Origin of the sequence: Paraniabella aurantiaca (assembly GCF_050309965.1) — a bacterium.
Taxonomy (GTDB): domain Bacteria; phylum Bacteroidota; class Bacteroidia; order Chitinophagales; family Chitinophagaceae; genus Niabella.
In genome coordinates, this window is record NZ_JBLOSY010000001.1 from 2700149 (window position 1) to 2719551 (window position 19403).

17 protein-coding genes are annotated in these 19403 nt (G+C 42.0%); 1 reads left to right on the forward strand and 16 read right to left on the reverse strand.

Translation table 11 applies throughout. From position 1 onward, the window contains the following. The first annotated feature begins 76 nt into the window (after positions 1 to 76). On the forward strand, positions 77 to 2773 hold the full coding sequence (locus ACLOAU_RS11770) for a hypothetical protein (protein WP_427862068.1): 2697 nt from the start codon (positions 77 to 79) through the stop codon (positions 2771 to 2773). 28 nt (positions 2774 to 2801) lie between these two features. On the opposite strand, the gene ACLOAU_RS11775 is transcribed toward ACLOAU_RS11770, so the two are convergent. The 16 genes from ACLOAU_RS11775 to ACLOAU_RS11850 all read right to left on the reverse strand — a co-directional run bounded on the left by ACLOAU_RS11775 (position 2802) and on the right by ACLOAU_RS11850 (position 19388). After that, positions 2802 to 3533, reverse strand: coding sequence for a DUF481 domain-containing protein (locus ACLOAU_RS11775; protein ID WP_427862069.1), 732 nt, complete (start codon positions 3531 to 3533; stop codon positions 2802 to 2804). Positions 3534 to 3622: 89 nt separating this feature from the next. Then, positions 3623 to 4069, reverse strand: coding sequence for an SsrA-binding protein SmpB (gene smpB / locus ACLOAU_RS11780; protein ID WP_427862070.1), 447 nt, complete (start codon positions 4067 to 4069; stop codon positions 3623 to 3625). Between the two features lie 88 nt (positions 4070 to 4157). Beyond that, positions 4158 to 5066 carry an acetyl-CoA carboxylase, carboxyltransferase subunit beta gene (gene accD / locus ACLOAU_RS11785; RefSeq protein WP_427862071.1) on the reverse strand — a complete coding sequence of 303 codons (909 nt, stop codon included), beginning with the start codon at positions 5064 to 5066 and terminating at the stop codon, positions 4158 to 4160. Between the two features lie 87 nt (positions 5067 to 5153). After that, positions 5154 to 6431, reverse strand: coding sequence for an ABC transporter permease (locus ACLOAU_RS11790; protein ID WP_427862072.1), 1278 nt, complete (start codon positions 6429 to 6431; stop codon positions 5154 to 5156). A gap of 198 nt (positions 6432 to 6629) precedes the next feature. Continuing rightward, positions 6630 to 8003 carry an NADH-quinone oxidoreductase subunit N gene (locus ACLOAU_RS11795; RefSeq protein WP_427862073.1) on the reverse strand — a complete coding sequence of 458 codons (1374 nt, stop codon included), beginning with the start codon at positions 8001 to 8003 and terminating at the stop codon, positions 6630 to 6632. A 10-nt stretch (positions 8004 to 8013) separates the two neighbouring features. After that, complete coding sequence (locus ACLOAU_RS11800) at positions 8014 to 9495, reverse strand: complex I subunit 4 family protein (RefSeq protein ID WP_427862074.1); 1482 nt, start codon at positions 9493 to 9495, stop codon at positions 8014 to 8016. Positions 9496 to 9568: 73 nt separating this feature from the next. Beyond that, on the reverse strand, positions 9569 to 11467 hold the full coding sequence (gene nuoL / locus ACLOAU_RS11805) for an NADH-quinone oxidoreductase subunit L (RefSeq protein WP_427862075.1): 1899 nt from the start codon (positions 11465 to 11467) through the stop codon (positions 9569 to 9571). A 56-nt stretch (positions 11468 to 11523) separates the two neighbouring features. Continuing rightward, positions 11524 to 11850 carry an NADH-quinone oxidoreductase subunit NuoK gene (gene nuoK, locus ACLOAU_RS11810; protein ID WP_427862076.1) on the reverse strand — a complete coding sequence of 109 codons (327 nt, stop codon included), beginning with the start codon at positions 11848 to 11850 and terminating at the stop codon, positions 11524 to 11526. Between the two features lie 72 nt (positions 11851 to 11922). Continuing rightward, positions 11923 to 12423 carry an NADH-quinone oxidoreductase subunit J family protein gene (locus ACLOAU_RS11815; protein ID WP_427862077.1) on the reverse strand — a complete coding sequence of 167 codons (501 nt, stop codon included), beginning with the start codon at positions 12421 to 12423 and terminating at the stop codon, positions 11923 to 11925. 4 nt (positions 12424 to 12427) lie between these two features. Then, the gene (gene nuoI / locus ACLOAU_RS11820; protein WP_427862078.1) at positions 12428 to 12994 is read right to left on the reverse strand and encodes an NADH-quinone oxidoreductase subunit NuoI; all 567 of its coding nucleotides are present in this window, start codon (positions 12992 to 12994) and stop codon (positions 12428 to 12430) included. Between the two features lie 206 nt (positions 12995 to 13200). Then, positions 13201 to 14250, reverse strand: coding sequence for an NADH-quinone oxidoreductase subunit NuoH (nuoH, locus tag ACLOAU_RS11825; protein ID WP_427862079.1), 1050 nt, complete (start codon positions 14248 to 14250; stop codon positions 13201 to 13203). Between the two features lie 4 nt (positions 14251 to 14254). After that, on the reverse strand, positions 14255 to 15406 hold the full coding sequence (locus tag ACLOAU_RS11830; protein ID WP_427862080.1) for an NADH-quinone oxidoreductase subunit G: 1152 nt from the start codon (positions 15404 to 15406) through the stop codon (positions 14255 to 14257). A 90-nt stretch (positions 15407 to 15496) separates the two neighbouring features. Beyond that, positions 15497 to 16852 (reverse strand): NADH-quinone oxidoreductase subunit NuoF, encoded by a 1356-nt coding sequence (gene nuoF, locus ACLOAU_RS11835; RefSeq protein WP_427862081.1) that lies wholly within the window; start codon positions 16850 to 16852, stop codon positions 15497 to 15499. Between the two features lie 26 nt (positions 16853 to 16878). Continuing rightward, positions 16879 to 17367, reverse strand: a complete 489-nt coding sequence (locus tag ACLOAU_RS11840) for an NADH-quinone oxidoreductase subunit NuoE family protein (protein ID WP_427862082.1) — start codon at positions 17365 to 17367, stop codon at positions 16879 to 16881. 71 nt (positions 17368 to 17438) lie between these two features. Next, a complete protein-coding gene (locus ACLOAU_RS11845; RefSeq protein ID WP_427862083.1) occupies positions 17439 to 18668 on the reverse strand; it encodes an NADH-quinone oxidoreductase subunit D in 1230 nt (409 codons plus the stop codon). 15 nt (positions 18669 to 18683) lie between these two features. Then, positions 18684 to 19388 (reverse strand): hypothetical protein, encoded by a 705-nt coding sequence (locus tag ACLOAU_RS11850; protein ID WP_427862084.1) that lies wholly within the window; start codon positions 19386 to 19388, stop codon positions 18684 to 18686. Positions 19389 to 19403: the final 15 nt, after the last annotated feature.

Consider the following 19403-nt stretch of genomic DNA (forward strand, 5'->3'; position numbering starts at 1 on the left):
TAGTTTTGGCTCGTTCGCCACATGTTATTAGTAACAAAAGTGGACGTTTAAACTTAATCTACTCAATATTCTAAACATGAAAAAACAACTGTTTATTTGGCTGATGCTATGTGCTTTTTCTATTCATAGCTATGCCCAATGTCCTGCTTCAATTACAACAAGTACAGCATCTGTAACATCAGCTACCTGTCCTTCCAATGGAAGCTTTACTATTAACTCCAATGTATCCGGTGTTGCCACCGCAACTTACCAGATTATTTCAAGCACAACGGGCTACACTACTAATATTCAGAGTTCCCGAACGTTTGCAGGCTTACAGCCCGGATCTTACACGGTAAGAGTTAGCTGCGATGCTGCCACAACAACTACTACCGTTACAGTAGGTAGCAACTATACAGCCCCCACTTTAACCACCACTGTAAGTAACCTCTGTACTAATTTTCAGCCCGGAGGAACGATAACTGCTACCGGCGCAGGTAGTTCTACGCCCCTTCAATACGCTATTTTACTTTCGAACGATGCAGGCGCATCAGATGACTTATTTACCTATGGAACCGGCAATGTATTTAATCCAACCGCTTTTGGTACTTACCAGGTACGCGTAAAAGATAATTGCGGCAATTATGTAACGCGAACAGTACAGCTTTTACGATCTGCGCCAAGGGTAAATTATGCAGTAACCGGTACAACCTACCCAACCTGTGCTGCTGTAAATGAAACCTTTTCATTTACGAACGCCACCAACAATCAAACGGTGAACCCGGTTAATTCAGGCTATAGGGTAGAGGTATGGGAGAGTAGTGCAGCTGGTTGTCCCGGGCTTCCTTCAGGTGCTGCCACTCAAACAAAGACATTAAATAGCGCGAGCGTTACAGCCGACTTTACCTTTAACCGTACTACACGGTCTTATTATTACCGTATTACCAGTCCTTGCGGTGAAGTGACAACAGGTTGCAGGGCCATCCCCGTTTTTAGCTTAACCGTAAATGCAGATGTAATGGTAGGCTGTTCCAGCCGGCCGGGCTCGAGTAATCAGATTGGATTTAATTTCAATGGTCAGTCACCGTTTAACGTTTCCGTTACCGGTTATAACGCAGCCGGGGGCGTAGTTTTTGGACCTACTGCTTTTAATAATGTTAGCTCAAATTATGTTGCGGTACCAGCAGCAGCCAGGTATACCTATACTTTTACCGATGCATGTGGCAGCACTGCCACCGGTGAGGCTGTTACTCCTTCTGCAGCTCCATCTATATTAAGTGTAACGACAAAGGTCGGTTGTAGCAATGTGTTAGGTACAACAAATGTTACTGTTCGCTTTACTGGTTTAATTCCTGACTTATACAATATGAATAACAGTAGCGTTCGGCTGGTAAACGTGGCAACAGGAGCTTCAATACCTGCAATAGACTTTTCCCGTCGCGACCAGGTAGCGATATTTAACAATGTAACGCCCGGTAACTACAGGTTAGAGCTTACGCCCAATCTGTCGCCTAATATTGTGGCATGTAATACGCAAATCAACGTTACGGTTCCCGCTACTAATCTATTTAATTTTACGCTTGCTGCCAGTGTAACGCAGCTTTGCGGAGGAACAGGTACCCTTCAGGCTTCAGCCACTACCAATAGCCCGGGAGCTGTTGCTTTCCAGTTATTGAATTCTGGAGGAACGGTGATAGCGAGTAATGCATCCGGTACATTTGCCAATATAGCGGCTGGGAGCTATACTGTTGTTGGGCTGGTTACCAATACCTGTGCCGGTTCTAACTATAACACCACCAGGACTGTCACTATTTTGGGTGCCGGACAGCCACCGGTTATTTCCAAAAAAATTGGAATGGTGTGTGAGCCCTCAAGTACTACAGGGTTGGCAGCTTTTGAATTTGTAGGCGCCGGACCTCTTACTTTAAGAATGAAGAAAAAGAGTGAAACAGCCTATACCACTATTTCAACGGATGCAGGTACAAGCCATGTTGTGAATAATTTAACAGCAAACGAAACTTATGATGTGTTACTGTCTGATGCCTGCGGAGCCACTACTTCAACAGAGGTACAGATCAGGCCACTAACAGCTATTGCGAAGACAACAACTGAACAACCCTGTGCGGGCCAACCTTACACGCTTGGAGTTGAAGAATTGCCGGGTGCCACCTACGCCTGGTCGCTCAATGGGGGCGGTACCATTTCAACTGCTGCTTCCCTAAACTTTGCAAGCTACCAGGCCTCTAATGATGGTACTTATACTTGCACAGTGAGCTTTGGCGGATGTGTTTCAAGAGTAGTGACATTTAATGTAAATAGCCAATTATGCGGCGGTTCGTTGAGCGTAAATTTTGGCAATCTTACAGCCGTTCTTCACAATGGACTATTACAGATTAACTGGACCTCTTTAAAAGAAGAGAATAACCTAATCTTTGAAATAGAAGGATCAATAGATGGTACCAATTTTTACAAAATCGGGCATGTAGAAAGCAAGGCAGAACATGGAACATCATCGGAACCGATAGATTATACCTTCGAAACGAACCTGTCTAAAGCTACCGGAGCTATGGCGGTTCTGTCTGGTCTGTTCTTATTAGGAATTGGTGCACATAAAAGAAGAAAAGCATGGATAGCACTGGCTTGTATCTCCCTTATAACGGGCACTGCTATTTCCTGCTCCAAATCAGAGCGTGAGTTAATTAATGAAGAGGGCTCACTTTATATCAGGTTGGCTACTGTTGATAAAGATGGAAAAAGAGAGGTGTCGAAAATAGTGAAAGTGATTAAAAAGTAATATAAACCAATTTATAGCGAATGGGGTGTTAGAAGTATTTCTGATACCCCATTCCGTAAGTAAATATCAGGTTCTCTTTTTCTGTTCGGCTGATCTTATTATACAACAAACGCGTATTAAGATTCAGCCCTTTCCAAAGCTGGTAGGTAAATTCTGTATCACTGGAAATAATATGATCTTTTATATATTCCAGCGATGGTTGAAAGAAGTTGCCGGTGCGGAATGTAAAACGATCTCCCATCTTAAACATAAACTGAACTCTTAAAGAGTTACGTATCGTTTGATAATTGATGATTGCTGTGTCTCCCTGTATAATACGGCTGGCTTCACCAATCATACCATTACTCACATTCAACCATATATTGGGTTTATTGAGAAAATTATAGGCAATGCCAATCCCTGCCTGACCCTGTGCTTTAATATTGAGCGAGTAGCTGGTGGTGTAATTCACCAATCCCCAATAATAAAAGTCTGTAAAATGCCGGTACAGGTTCACATTGCTGGATAAGGTGAAATCATTATTGGTCAATTTTTCAGGGTTCATACCATAAATCCAGGAAGCCGCAGAATTTAATGCCGTACGTTTTTTACGAACATTGAATTGTGCATTATTATTAAAGAGGTAATTGGAACCATCTTTGGTTTTATTAATAGAACCTCCGGAGGTAAGTTTTACAAACCTGGTAGTGCTGTCAGTAAATTGTGCCTGAAGCTTGAGCTGGACAGCTATGACGAAGAATAGGAAAAAAAGTTTTTTCATGTACATGTTGATGGGTAACCGGTAAGAAGTTCCGGAAGTGATAAAAAAACAACTGTACTGTTGCGGATGTATTGCTAAGGTAGGAAATACTATTTTAAGAAACGCTTCATTTCACGCTCCACATCTTTTTGTTTGATGCTCTCTCTTTTATCGTACAGCTTTTTACCTTTTCCTAAGCCTAACTCTATCTTAATAAAGTTGCGGTCGTTCATGAATATTTTAAGCGGTACAAGCGTGTAGCCTTTTTCTTTAAGTTTGGCCTGTATTTTCCTGATTTCTCTTTTTTGAAGCAGGAGCTTTTTATCTCTGTCTGCATCGTGGTTATTTACAGTGCCATGCGAGTAGGGAGATATGTGCAGACTTTTGATCCATATTTCACCCTTATGAATAATACAATAGCTATCGTTAAAACTGGCTCTGCCTTCCCGCAGCGACTTAACCTCTGTACCAAACAAAACCATCCCGGCTACATAAGTATCGTCAATAAAATACTCATGAAATGCAGAACGGTTTTTTATAGAAATGGATGAAGCCAAGGAAAAGGTTTAAAAGTTTGAGGTTTAAGTTTAAAAGTTAAAAGGAGAAAACCCTTAACCAATAAACATATCAACCTGTTAACTCATTTTAATTTCTGAAAAGACGAATAACGGTTCCGATTTTTTCTTTTAAAGCTTTACGGTTTACAATAAAGTCGAGGAAACCATGCTCTAAAAGAAATTCGCTTCGCTGAAAACCTTCAGGAAGGTCTTTTTTAATGGTTTCTTTAATAACACGTGGCCCGGCAAAGCCTATCAGGGCTCCGGGTTCTGCTATATTCAGATCTCCCAACATAGCAAAGGAGGCAGATACACCGCCAAATGTAGGATCGGTTAGTAAGGAAATATACGGCAGTTGGGCGTCACTTAATTGAGACAACTTACCGCTGGTTTTAGCCATTTGCATCAGCGAAAAAGCACTTTCCATCATACGGGCGCCGCCGCTTTTATTAATGACCATATAAGGCAGCTTATGCTTGATACAGTAATCTACCGCACGGGCAAATTTCTCCCCCATAACACTCCCCAGCGATCCGCCAATGAATTCGAAGTCCATACAGGCAATCACTATCTTTTCGCCGTCTACCAGGCCAACGCCTACACGTATCGAATCATTAAGGCTGCTATTAGACCATATATCTTCCAGCCTTTTTTTATAAGGCTTCAGATCGGTAAATCCTAGCAGGTCCTTACTTTTTATATTAGTGAAAAGTTCTTCGTATTCGTTGTTGTCAAATAATACTTCGTAGTATTGAAAGCTGTTCAGGCGATGGTGATAATCGCATTTAGGGCATACATATAACTGCTCTTTCAGTTCAGCGAACGTAGAAATATAGTTACATTCAGGACATTTAGTCCATAAACCTTCCTGTGTTTCTTTCTTCTCCGACGTTTTTGTTAAAATGCCTTTCTTAATCCTGCGGAACCAGCCTGTTTTCTGGTCCTTTCCTTGTTCACCCGCCAGATCGGCATCAAAATCTTCTATCTCCTCAGCCATAAGTAGATAAATATATTTTTAGATAAGGTACAAACGTACACAATTTTTTTCAGATGGGATGAAGTGTGGAAATTATGCTTGTTCCACTTATTCATAACGGAGTGCCTCAATAGGATTGAGTTTTCCTGCTTTTATAGCCGGGTACAGGCCTGCCAGCAAACCTACGCCGCTACAAATTAAAATACCATATAGTACCCAGCCCCAGGGCACCACAAATCCGGTCCCTAATACAATAGCAAAACTATTGCCAACTAAAATGCCCAGTATAATTCCGAAAAGCGCTCCCAGGATGCTGATGATTACTGCTTCGAGCAGGAATTGTTTTTTTACTACGTTGCTTTTGCCACCAATAGCTTTTATTAATCCCACTTCTTTCGTGCGTTCGGCTACGCTTACCAGCATAATATTCATAAGGCCTATTGCTGCGCCAATCAGCGTGATCAGGCCTATTACAGTAGCCGATATCGTCAAAAAGCCCAGGCTATTCATTGCCCTTTCAACCATGCTATCACTTTTGTCCATTACAAAATTGCTTTCTTCAGTGATCATGGTCTTTCTAACGCCCCTGAACAGTGCTTCCGCTTCACCCATGGCCTCATTCATTTTATTGATATCATCAACTTTTACCGCCAGCACGTAGGACGCATTGTTGCCCGCAAAATTCTTAGCCAGGTTACGGTAGCCTATGATGGCCATATTATCCCTGCTAAAGCCAAAAGTTGATCCACGGCTATCCAGCACGCCTAATACCAGGTAGGGGAGGTTATTAATACGTACTGTTTTGCCTACAGCCTTATCCGCAGCCTCATCGAAAAACTTTTTGGCTACATCATAACCTAATATGCATACGTTCTGGGCATTTCTAACTTCCTGGAGTGTCAGGTTTCGTCCATTGAGTAAGGTATAGCCGTTTAGCTCGAGGTATTTCTCATCACCGCCAAACATCATCACATTCGGACTGGTTTTTTTGTCAGCAAACGAAACCGTGTTACTGCGGTTCCCAAATACTGATAGTCCGCTAACAACACCCGGGAATTTATAGTTGTTGATAAAATATTCTGCTTCTTCCTTTGAAATGTTACGTCCCAGGTTCGATTTTTTTTCTTTCTTGCCTTTTTGCGAAACGGTCAGATCATCTCCTCCACCACCGAAACGGATATTACGTTCTTTAAACCGGATCGTAAATGCATTAGCTCCCATACTGGAGAAACTCTCGGTGAACTTCTGGTTCATGGCTTTAATGGCTGTAATAATGCCTATCAGCGCCATGATACCAAAAGCAATAATAGCCACAGTAAGGGCTGTACGTAAAGTATTTCCTTTAACGGTTCTAAAAGCCAGAAGAAATGTATCGCTGAATTTCATGTTTGTTATACCAGTACTATAAAGCTAATTGCATAAAGCAATACCAGCAAATTTATTATACCGGCAGGGAAGTACTCAACCAATACTTGTCGTCTTAATAGCTGGTTGCTCAGTCTTTGTCTTTGTCTTCGCTTCGAAGGCCAAAGGACTGGTACAACTGAAAATGACATGATGCCTGATAATCGGCCGTGATCAGTGTTAGAAATACAGCCAGCCCAGGAAAGTTCCGGGGAAAATACCAAGCAGAATAATGAGTATAGATACAGCGATCAGCGTGTATTTTTCAAAGCTGCTGGCAGCTACTGATTGAACAGGACCTTCTTTAAAATACATGGCCTGTATAACGCGGAAGTAATAATAAACGCTGACTGCAGCCATTACCACTGCAAAAATTACCAGCCAAAGGTGCTGGCCGGTCATGATAGCTGCTTTTAACATGTAGAATTTGCCGAGGAATCCTGCTGTTAATGGGATACCTGCTAACGATAGAAGACAAATAGTAGTAGTAAAAGCTAATACAGGCTGATGTTTAGCCAGCCCATTAAAACCTTCAAAGCTATAGTCAGTCATTTTGCTTAGTACAGCAAAAATGCCAATGGTTGCCAAACAATAAGCCGCAGAATAAATCAATAAGCCTTCGCGGGCAGCATCATTCATAGCATAAACGCCAAATAATAAAAAGCCTGCCTGCGCAATACTGGAATAGGAGAGCATGCGCTTAACGCTTTGCTGAAATACTGCTGTAATATTACCTATAAACAATGTAGCGGCGATCATGATGGCCACCCAAATTGACCAGGTGTCTTCCAGTTTACCAAAAGCCCCTCCGAACAGGCGAACAAAACCTACAAATACAGCGGCTTTTACAATAGTAGCCATAAATGAGGTAAAGACTGTTGGTGCGCCGTCATAAACATCGGGAGTCCAGAAATGGAAGGGGGCTACAGAAGCTTTAAAGCTCATCGCAAACAGCAGGAATAACATTCCGGCTATATGCAGGTTTGATTTAGCTGCCATTGTAAAGCTCATTTTGTCAATCGTAAATGTACCCTGAGAGCCATAAATGAGGGCAATTCCCATCAGCATAATGCCTGTTGAGAAGGAACCCATCAGGAAATACTTTAGTGCAGCTTCATTACTTTTTAAATTCTTTTTATCTGCTCCTGTTAATATATAAAGAGGGATAGAAATAATTTCAATGCCTAAAAATAAGGTGAGTAAAGACTTAAAGCTGGTGGTAATGGTAATACCGGCAATAATAAAGAAGATCAAAGCCAGGTAGTCTGGAAAATTCTTACCCACTTTCTCCATTTGACTGGACGTGATCAATAAATAAATCAACGTAGCGAATATAGCAATGCCATTAAAAAACAAGGCATAGCTGTCAAAAGCCATAAAACCGGAAACATCAAATTTAAAAAACTGGATGCCCCTCATTTCCATGCAGTTCGCTAAAAAGAGCAATATCATGGCTATAATGCCGGTGGTTTTAATGGGCGCGTTCTTTTGAAACAGCACACCACTAAACATCATAACAACGCCAAAAATTGCAGAGAGTACTAATGCGTTCATACTTTATTGCTTAATGCTTCGATTTTAGTAAATGAAGCACGTCTGATTTATGTAAAATAGAATTCGTTATATCTTCAAAAGAGTGTAACAGCGGTTGCGGATAAACTCCGGCAACGATGATCGTTACCGCAATGATTCCTAAAATAGCTTTTTCATGAAAAGCGATATCCGTTCCCTGCTCTGTAAGACTATTGGTTTCACCCAAAAATACTTTGCGGGCCATTTTCAATGTGTATACAGCTCCCAGGATAATACCCAAGCCTGCTGTAACGGCTAAAGGAATACCATATTTGGAGATTTGTGGATTAACACCTAATATACCATTAAACATCAGGAACTCGCCTATAAACGCATTGGTTAAAGGCAAAGCTATATTGGCAAATGCAATGATAAAAAAGAAGATGGTTAATGCCGGGGCCTTCTTGGCAATGCCACCCAGTTCACTCATTTTACGGGTTCCGAATTTTCTTTCAATGATCTCTACAATAATCCACATACCCAGGATGTTGATCCCGTGTGAGAACATTTGTATCATAGTACCCTGTAAAGCGCTTTTGTTTTCGGCAAATACGGCTAAACACATTAAGCCAATATGTGCGATAGAAGAATAGGCTACCAGCCTCTTCATATCATCCTGCTGAAATGCTATGAGGGATGCATACACAATGCCGATAACAGCCATAGTAGATACGGTGTCGCCCCAGCTGAAAGATGCCAGCGGTAACACGGGGAGTAACCAGCGAAGTAAGCCCAGTACACCCATCTTAACCATGATACCACTTAACACCATCGTAGCGGCAGTAGGAGATTGCTCGTATGCATCCGGCTGCCAGGTATGAAAGGGGAAAATAGGCATCTTAATAGCAAAAGCCAGGAAGAAGAGCCAGAACACCCACATCTGCTCTTTAAGCGGCAGATTAGAGTTGTAAAAAGCTGTGATATCAAAAGAATTGGTTTTTGAATAGATGTAGAGGATACCTACCAGCATCAAAAGCGAACCAATAAAAGTATAAATGAAGAACTTGAAAGTGATCTTAATCCGTTTTTCACCACCCCATTGAGAACAGATAAAGTAAACAGGAATAAGTGCCAGCTCCCAGAAGAAGTAGAATAATAACGCGTCCATAGCCAGGAATACGCCCATCAGGCCAGCCTGTGCCAATAACATCAGTCCAAGAAAATTATGCGCCTTTTTATAAGCAGTATTCCAGGTAGAAACGAAGATCAATGGGAAAGAAATACCGGTTAGCATGCACAACATAGCGCCCATTCCATCAGCACTCAATGAAAAGCTGCTGTTCAAAATGCCCATCCAGGGTGCTTTAAAGCTTAATGCAGCAGTATTGCTGTAGCAGGTAAACCCTATTATGGCAATAATAAAAGTTGCAATAGCAGACAGCAAGGACCAGGTTCTGGCGCCTTCTTCTTTCTTAATAAAAAAAGTGATAATGCCGCTAAGCAATGGGACTAATATCAACAACAATGCGATCATGCTAAAATGATAAGTTCTAAATATTAAATTTCAAATCTCCTGATCCCTTCCTTTTAACAGGATAGGAAAAGCTTTATTTTCTTAAAAAGAATTGCAGGGCAAAAACGATCAGTACACTAATCACCATCATCAATATGTAGGCCCCTGTCTGCCCGCTTTGTAACCAGCGCAATTGTCTGCCACCGTAGTTTACCAGCCTGCCCACACCGTTTACAATGCCATCTACAATGTTCTTCTCAAAAATATTATTGAAAAATGCGCCCAACGCATTTAGTGGTTTAACGATAATTGATTGGTAAATTTCATCTACATACCATTTTTCCTGTAATAGTTTACCAAAACCTTTCGCTTCTTCGATATCAGGCTTTTTGCTGTACCGGGTCCATGCCAGTACTACCATTATAATGATCAGTAAAGAAGATACACCTGTCAAAGCCCATTCTGTGCTGTGAGATACATGATGTGCCGGCAGGATTGCATAAGATTTTTCGAATATAGGGTGCAGGTAATCCTTTAAGCTGTGTGCACCGTGCATCAAAAACTCAGGTATACCAATATAGCCGCCCACTACTGAAAGAATTGCCAATACAATCAAAGGGATAGTAATTGCTGCGGGGCTTTCATGCAAATGATGTTCCTGCTCATGTGTACCACGGAAGGTACCTTTAAATGTGGTTGCGTACAAACGGAACATATAAAATGCAGTGAGTAAAGCGCCGAAGAGTCCTAATGCATATAGGATAGGGGAGGTGGCAAATGCACCCGCCAGAATTTCATCTTTGGAAAAGAAACCGGAAAAGCCAGGGATACCCGCAATAGCCAAACAACCTAACAAGAAGGTAATATTGGTTATTTTCATGTACTTAGCTAACCCGCCCATTTTACGCATATCCTGTTCTCCGCCCATAGCATGTATTACAGAGCCAGAACCCAGGAACAACAGGGCTTTGAAGAACGCGTGCGTCATTACATGGAAAACAGCGGCTACATAAGAACCCGTTCCTAATGCAAGAAACATATATCCCAACTGGCTTACAGTAGAGTAGGCCAGTACTTTTTTAATATCGTTTTGTTTGAGGGCAATGCTTGCTGCTAAAAGAGCAGTTGCAATACCGATAATGGCGATGCAGTTTAAAGTACCTGGCGCCATAGAGTACATTAAATTACTACGGGCGATCATATAAATACCTGCAGTTACCATGGTTGCAGCGTGTATTAGCGCTGAAACAGGCGTAGGACCCGCCATCGCATCGGGTAACCAGGTATATAATGGTATTTGGGCACTTTTACCGGTTGCACCTACAAACAATAAGGTGGTAATAATGGTAATGTCAAAAGCAGAGAGCTTCGCCAGCGCCTCAGTTGTAAAAATTTCACTGAAGGTTACAGTACCCAGTTTATTAATTAGAATGAATAGAGCAATCAGGAATGCCAGATCCCCGATACGGTTCATAATAAAGGCCTTGGAAGCGGCTTTGGTATAATCTTCTTTTTTAAACCAGAAGCCGATCAATAAATAAGAGCATAAACCCACACCTTCCCAACCAATAAACATGATCACAAAGTTCGAACCCATTACCAGCAGAAGCATCGAGAAAACGAACAGGTTGAGATAGGCAAAATAACGGGCGAAATGATGCGACTTCTCTTCATGCATGTATGAGGTAGAGTACACATGAATTAAAAATCCTACACCGGTAATAACCAAAAGAAAAATAGACGTTAACTGATCTACCTGGAAAGCGAAAGGAATATGTAAGCCGGCAATCTTAATAAACTCAAAATATTCAGCGGTAACGATAGTGCCGGACCGAACTTGCATAAAAGCCAGGATGCTCAAAATAAACGATCCTAAAATGGAACCGCTACCAATTAGCCCGATCACTCCTTTCGACAAATAGTTTCTTAATAAGCCATTCAATAAAAATCCGATCAAAGGCAATAATGGTATTAAGAGTAGTTGCATGTTCATTTGGTAGTATTTAGCCTAACCTCCAATGTTCTCAGCGAGAAATTAATGGAGCCGTCTTAATGTTTTAGTCTGTTTAAAAAATTAATATCCACCGAGTGAATATTGCGATACATCATCACAATGATAGCCAGTCCCACACTTACCTCCGCTGCAGCTACCACCATTATAAAAAATACAAATAGTTGCCCGTCTGTTCCTGCCACTGTCATTGCAGCTTCGTTGGCCGGCTGCATTTTGGAGAATGCCACCAACAAAAGGTTGACAGAATTGAGCATCAGCTCAATGCACATAAACACTATTATAGCATTGCGGCGCGTGAGTACCCCCACTATTCCAATGCTGAATAATGCCAAAGCCAATACGATATAATAATTAATAGGCATTTTTAAATTTCCGATTTATGATTTCTGATTCGAAAGTGATAATAGCAATCTTCCAATCTCTGGTTTCAACTACTAATCTTTTTTACCAATTACTACAGCACCTACCATCGCACTTAAAAACAGAATACTGCTGATTTCAAAAGGCACAACGAATGTGGTAAACAATTCTTTACCCAGGGTCTTAATAAGACCCACATCGCCTGTATTTACTTCAGCGATATTTTTAGCCACTTCTGTATTTTTTAAAGCTGCTACCAACACCAACAGTAAACAACCTCCTGATACTATTCCAACGATCTGAAGCCAGCGGTTTTTAATGGGCTCCGCACTTTTATTCAGGTTCATCAACATGATCACGAAAAGGAATAAAACCATGATGGCGCCTGCATAAACAATAATATTTACGACAGCCAGGAACTGGGCATTTAGTAAGATATAGTGCCCGGATATGGCAAAGAAGGTTGCTACCAGCCACAGTACACTGTGCACAGGGTTCTTGCTACTTACTACCATGATGGCGCTAAACAAAGCAGCCACTGTAAGAATCCAGAATAATATTTGTGTAATGCTCATGCCCTTAAATAGCTTCCGCTTTTTTATTTTCCTTATTAATAGTTCCTAATGCCTTTTGGTATGCCTCCGGCTCTGTTACGGGGTTAGGAATTAACAGGTCGTCTTTTTTATAAATAAAACCTTTGCGGTCGTAATTCGATGGGGTGAAAGTTTGAGAAAGATAAATGGCGTCTTTAGGACAAGCTTCTTCGCAATAGCCGCAAAAAATGCAGCGCAGCATATTGATCTCATATTTCGCAGCATACTTCTCTTCACGATACAGATGCTCTTCGCCCTCCTGTCTTTCTGCAGCTTCCATAGTGATGGCTTCGGCAGGGCAGGCTACAGCACAAAGTCCGCAGGCAGTACAATTTTCACGGCCTTCTTCATCTCTGTTCAGGATGTGCAGGCCGCGAAACACCTTACTAAAAGGCCTGGTTTCTTCGGGGTACTGAATCGTAGCTTTTTTTGAAAAAAAGTGTTTCAGCGTAATACCCATTCCCTTCAAAATATTCCAAAGGTATAAGCGCTCCACAAAGGTCATGGGGCTGCGGTCTACCGGTTTGGCTCTATTTGTATATTGAATACCCATTAGTTTTCGAGAAGTATTTTAAATTTTCGCAAATATAATTCAGTTGTTAGTATTTAGACGACAGTTGACGGACTAATCATCTAATATTTATTATGTTGTCTACACTAACTTTCAATCACCCCGGTCACCAGCCAGCTTTTACTACAATACCTTCTCCTGCTTTCCTCTGTTCACTTACTGCCAGCTAATCCCTGTCCGCCGTCAACCTATTTCTGCAGCCATAATACCACCAGCGCTGTAATAATCATATTCACCAAGGCCAGCGGTACTAATCGTTTCCATCCTAAATGCATCAATTGGTCAAAGCGGAAACGTGGGATGGTCCAGCGGATCCACATAAATACAAACACAAAGAAGCATGCTTTCACCATTAATACTGCAAAGCTGATAAAGGCCAGGAGGTTTTGTGAAATACCCCACGATGCTTCGTTTACAAACGGGATGTCATAGCCGCCAAAATAAAGGGTAGACATGATAACGCCACTTATAAACATGTTGATATATTCTGCAAACAGGTAGAATCCCAGTTTCATACTGGAGTACTCCTGGTGATAACCAAAGTTGAGCTCATTTTCTGCTTCCGGCAGGTCAAACGGCGTACGGTTACACTCAGCCAGTGCGCAGATGAAAAATATAACAAACCCCAGCGGTTGGTAAACGATGTTCCAGCCATTGTCCAGTTGGTTTTGTACAATGGTGCTCATTTGCAAAGAGCCGGTCAACATCAGCACTGCTATCAACGACAGGCCCATCGCCAATTCGTAGGAGATCATCTGAGATGCACCACGAATACCTGCTAACAGGGAAAATTTATTGTTAGATGCCCAGCCGCCAATCATGATACCATATACACCTAAGCTCACCACACCAAAAACATATAAGATGCCTATGTTAATATCAGCAATTTGTAAAGGAACAGTTCTTCCTGCAATCAAAGCCGGTGAACCCCATGGAATGACAGCGCTGGTAAGCAGGGCTGTTACCATAGCCAGTACCGGCCCTAATACAAACAGGAATTTAGAAGAGGCGAGGGGAATGATCTCTTCTTTAAAGAAAAGTTTGCCACCATCTGCTAAAGGTTGCAATAAACCAAAAGGGCCAGCCCGGTTGGGACCGATCCTGTCCTGCATAAATGCCGCTACCTTGCGCTCACCATAGGTAGCATACATGGCAACTATCATTGACAGGGTAACCACAAGGGCTATCAATATCAATTTTTCTAAAATAAAAAACCAGTCTATCGCAAGTAAGTGCATGGTATTAATTGTTGTTCTCTTTTTCCTGTATTAATTTCGTCTTATTGAAAACCGCGCCCGTTGCCGGTCCTTTTATTTTGCTTAAGTCTACCGAAGGATCATTTACATCACTGATCTTGTGAATGTCCAATAGCAACTTAGGCTGCCGGCCTCCCATCACTTTGGCAATAGTTTCATCAGGCTTATCCAGCACTTCATAATGATTGGCGCCGATAACGGAATGACGGGCTACTTTGGTAGGACCTTCAATCACCCAATCTTTAACGTCTTTCTTTTCGAAGCGGCATTCATTACAGATCCAGCCGGTTTTTCCATCCTCTGTATCCATGATCTCACCCCACTGATCTTTACGGGCAGTAACACGCAATACCTCATCTCCACGTTTCCACAAAGTAACTTTACCGCAACATTTGTCACAGTCACGATGCGCATCTTCGGGCTTGGTAAACCAAACACGGTTTTTGAAACGGAAGGTTTTGTCGGTTAATGCACCTACAGGACAAACATCAATTACGTTACCGATAAAATCATTGTCCAGCGACTTTTCAATATAAGTGGCGATCTCGGCATGGTCTCCACGGTCCAAAACACCGTGAGAACGTTTATTCGTTACCTGGTCTGCAGTAAATACACAACGATAGCACAAAATGCAACGTGTCATGTGTAACTGAATGTATTGACCGAGATTATGTTTCTTAAAAGTTCTTCTTTTAAACTCATAGCGCGTGCCTTCCTTACCATGCTCATAGCTCAGGTCCTGCAAATGACATTCACCGGCCTGATCGCAAATAGGGCAATCCAAAGGGTGGTTCAATAACAAAAACTCCACTACGCCGGCGCGGGCATCCAATACACGCGGGCTGGTTACACTCTTCACCTCCATGCCATCCATTACACCGGTACGGCAGCTGGCTACCAGCTTAGGCATCGGGCGCGGGTCTTTCTCAGACCCTTTGCTAACTTCTACTAAGCAGGTGCGGCATTTACCCCCACTGCCTTTCAAAGGCGTATAAAAGCACATGGCCGGAGGCGTTACATCGCCACCAATCAAACGTGCTGCCTGTAATATGGTTGTACCAGGATCCACCTCAACAGATATGTTATCTATTGTTACCTTCATTTTAGGTGGTGCTTCCTTTTTTATTTCTTCTGCCATAATTTTATTTCACGCAAAGCAACATAAGAAATCAAGTCGCTAAGTTTATAAGTTATTAACTATCCTATGAATACCATTCTAATGAGGTCCTTAAGCCGGAACCACTTCTCTCGCATCCGCGTAATGGGCCAATCCAAAGTTTCTTACCTGTGCTTCTGCCGCATTGGTGATATGCCACTCAAACTCATCGCGGAAGTGGCGGATGGCTGCGGCTACCGGCCATGCTGCCGCATCACCCAACGGACAAATCGTATTCCCTTCTATCTTGCTTTGAATGTCCCACAATAGGTCGATATCGCTCATTTTTCCCTGTCCTTTATCAAGCCTTAACAACAGCTTTTCCATCCAGCCGGTTCCCTCTCTGCAAGGTGAGCACTGACCGCAGCTTTCATGGCGATAGAAGCGAGCGAGGGTGTAGGTATGTTTTACCACGCACTGGTCTTCATCAAAAACAATAAAACCACCACTCCCCATCATAGTCCCGGTCTGAAAGCCGCCATCAGCGAGGCTTTCATAATTCATCATTCTTTGTTCTCCTTTTGCAGTCTTTAATAAAAGATTAGCCGGAAGAATAGGAACTGACGAACCTCCGGGAATACAAGCTTTCAGTCTTTTACCTTTTGCGATACCACCACACCATTCATCGCTGTAAATAAACTCTTCCACCGAAATGGTCATATCAATTTCATAAACACCAGGCTTATTGATATTGCCACAGGCAGATATTAATTTGGTACCGGTAGATTTACCTACACCAATCTTTGCATATTCTTCTCCGCCTTCATTAATGATAGGCACCACAGCTGCAATGCTCTCTACATTGTTTACCACTGTTGGCCTGTCCCATGCACCTTTTACAGCAGGGAAGGGGGGCTTAATACGAGGGTTGCCTCTTTTGCCTTCCAGTGATTCTATCAGGGCTGTTTCTTCACCACATATATAAGCGCCTGCACCACGTTGTACATGTATATCACAATCAAACCCGCTGCCTAATATATTTTTACCCAGGAAACCGTTATTGTGAGCTTCCTGTATGGCTTGTTCCAGTATATCAACGATCCAGGCGTATTCTCCACGGATATATATATAAGAATTATTGCTCCCTAGTGCATAAGAGGCTACAATAACGCCTTCTATCAACAGATGCGGAATAAATTCCATCAGGTAGCGGTCTTTAAAAGTGCCTGGCTCACTTTCATCGGCGTTTACTACCAGGTGACGGGGTACACCCTCCGGTTTAGCCAGGAAGCTCCATTTCATGCCGGTGGGGAAGCCCGCACCGCCACGACCGCGAAGTCCTGATTTTTTTACCTCTTCTGTAACATCATCGGGGCCCATTGTTTTCAAGGCCTTTTCAACGCTACGGTAACCACCTTCACGACGATAAGTATCAAAATACCGGATACCCTCTACATGTGCTTTTTCTAGTAATAGTTTTCTACCCATTTTATAATTTCCTAAACGAGAGAGATTTAATTTGCTTTTGCCCTGCACTCTTCAATAATCGCGTCCACTTTTTCTTTGGTTAGGTGCTCTTTATAAAACTTACCCATCTGCATCATCGGCGCATAACCACAAGCGCCCAGGCATTCCACTGCTTTTAAGGTAAAGAGCCCGTCGGCTGTAGTTTCTCCTGGTTTGATGTTCAGCTTTTCGCCGATATATTCAATGATGTCATCACTGCCATTGATCATGCAAGGTCCGGTCTGGCATACTTCAAACATGTATTTACCTATAGGTTTTAAATTATACATGCTGTAAAAAGAAGCCACTTCGTAAACCTCAATCGGATCAATATTTAACAGGGACGCCACATAATCCATGGTTTCAACACTTAACCAGCCATACTGCTCCTGTGCCAGGTGCAATAAAGGTATCAGGGCGCTTTTTTGCCTGCCTTCCGGATACCGGGCTATTATTTTGTCAACTTTTAATAAGTTTTCCTGAGAGAATTGAACCATATCTATAAGTTAAAGTCAAAATTCAAAAGGTCTTTACCATTTTAAATTTTTCATTTTAAATTTTTCGTTTTCTATGCATCCATTTCCCCTGCAATCAGGTTTAATGAAGACATTACCAGGATAGCATCGCTTAACATGCCATCCTTTACCAGCTCTTCAAAAGCCTGGTAGTAAATAAAGCAGGGACGTCTGAAATGTAGCCTGTAAGGGCTTCTGCCGCCGTCACTGATAAAATAATATCCTAGTTCCCCGTTGCCTGCTTCAATAGAATGATAGAGCTCGCCCTTTGGCATATCGATCTCACCCATAATAATTTTGAAATGCCAGATCAGGGCTTCCATTTTGGTATACACATCTTTCTTTTTGGGCAGATAGTATTCCGGAACATCAGCGTGATAGATGATGGCCTCTTCACCTTTCAGGTTATTCAGCTTTTGCATGGCCTGTTCTATAATGCGCAGACTTTGCCACATTTCCCCGTTACGTACCTGGAAACGGTCGTAACAATCTCCGGTAGATCCAATCGGAATGTCAAAATCAAATTCTTCGTAGCTGCTGTAAGGAGCCGTTACGCGCACATCATAATCTACGCCTGCTGCACGCAGGTTGGGGCCGGTGAAACCATAGTTTAAAGCTCTTTCAGCCGAAATGGCTCCAACACCCATGGTACGTTCCATGAAAATACGGTTGCGGGTAAAAAGGTTTTCAAACTCTTTTAAAACCGCAGGATATTCTTTCAGAAATTTTTCAATTTTTTGAAAAGCAGTATCATTAAAGTCTCTTTCAAAACCGCCGATACGGCCCATATTGGTAGTTAACCTCGAACCACAGATCTCTTCATAGATCTCATAGATCAATTCGCGATACTGCATCACATAGAGGAAGCCGGTATAGGCACCCGCATCCACACCCATAATCGAACTACAGATCAAATGATCGGCGATACGTGCCAGTTCCATTACAATAACACGCAGGTAATCTACCCGTTTTGGGGTTTTTACACCTAACAGCTTTTCACAGGTTAAATGCCAGCCCATATTGTTCAGGGGAGCGGAGCAATAGTTCAACCTGTCTGTTAAAGGAGTGATCTGGTATAAAGGCCTGCGTTCTGCAATTTTTTCAAAAGCCCGGTGAATATAACCAACCGTCGCATCAGCCTTTACGATCTTTTCACCATCCAGTTCAATAATATTTTGAAATACCCCGTGTGTAGCCGGGTGCGTAGGCCCCAGATTGAGCGTGGTAGTCTGTTTTTCAATACTACCGGCCGGGAGGTTTATATTTTGATGTATATCTGACATTTGAATTCTTCCGTATTAATTGTTACTTAACAATCTTCCAAAATATTTTGACATATATTCCTCTATTTTATTTGGCTTCGCCTTAAAAGACCTGGAGTCTAACTCCTTAGATACTTCAGGTCGGTCAGACGTATAAAGTAATAAAAGTCTTTTTGTTTCAGCCGTTTCTTCACTTCTTTTAGCTCCAAATGGAATACCTGTAATACCTAGGTCATCGTTTTTCAAAAACATGGAATAAATATTACTCGCTCCTGTACCAACACCCAAAGCCGTATAACCTCCGGCACCATAAGCAAATCCGGCCGAACCTGTTTTATTTTCAGTTGTACTATAAAAAGTAGTTCGCCCATCTGTTGTTACTGAAATAAAACTTCTGCTATACCCCGTAAGCGGGTTTCCCCAAACCCCCATTTTATAATAGCCATTACGCTTGTCTTGTGGCAAAAAAACATACACTGTTTTCGAGAACGTAGAACTCCACTTATTGCCATCACGAAAAGAGTTTGTAGTCCAGGTCACTCCATCATATACAAATAACTTAATTTCCTTAGCATCCCAAATCTCTCTGCTGTCTTGTCCACATTTTACTTTGATCCGATCCAAATCTATTTTCTTTATTTCACAATACACTGTATCGTTGTTACATTTTACAATATAATTTTGTGAATGTGAAATATAAGTTCCGATCATTCCGGCCAGTAAAAAAATAAATGTCTTCATTTAGAAATTACAAAA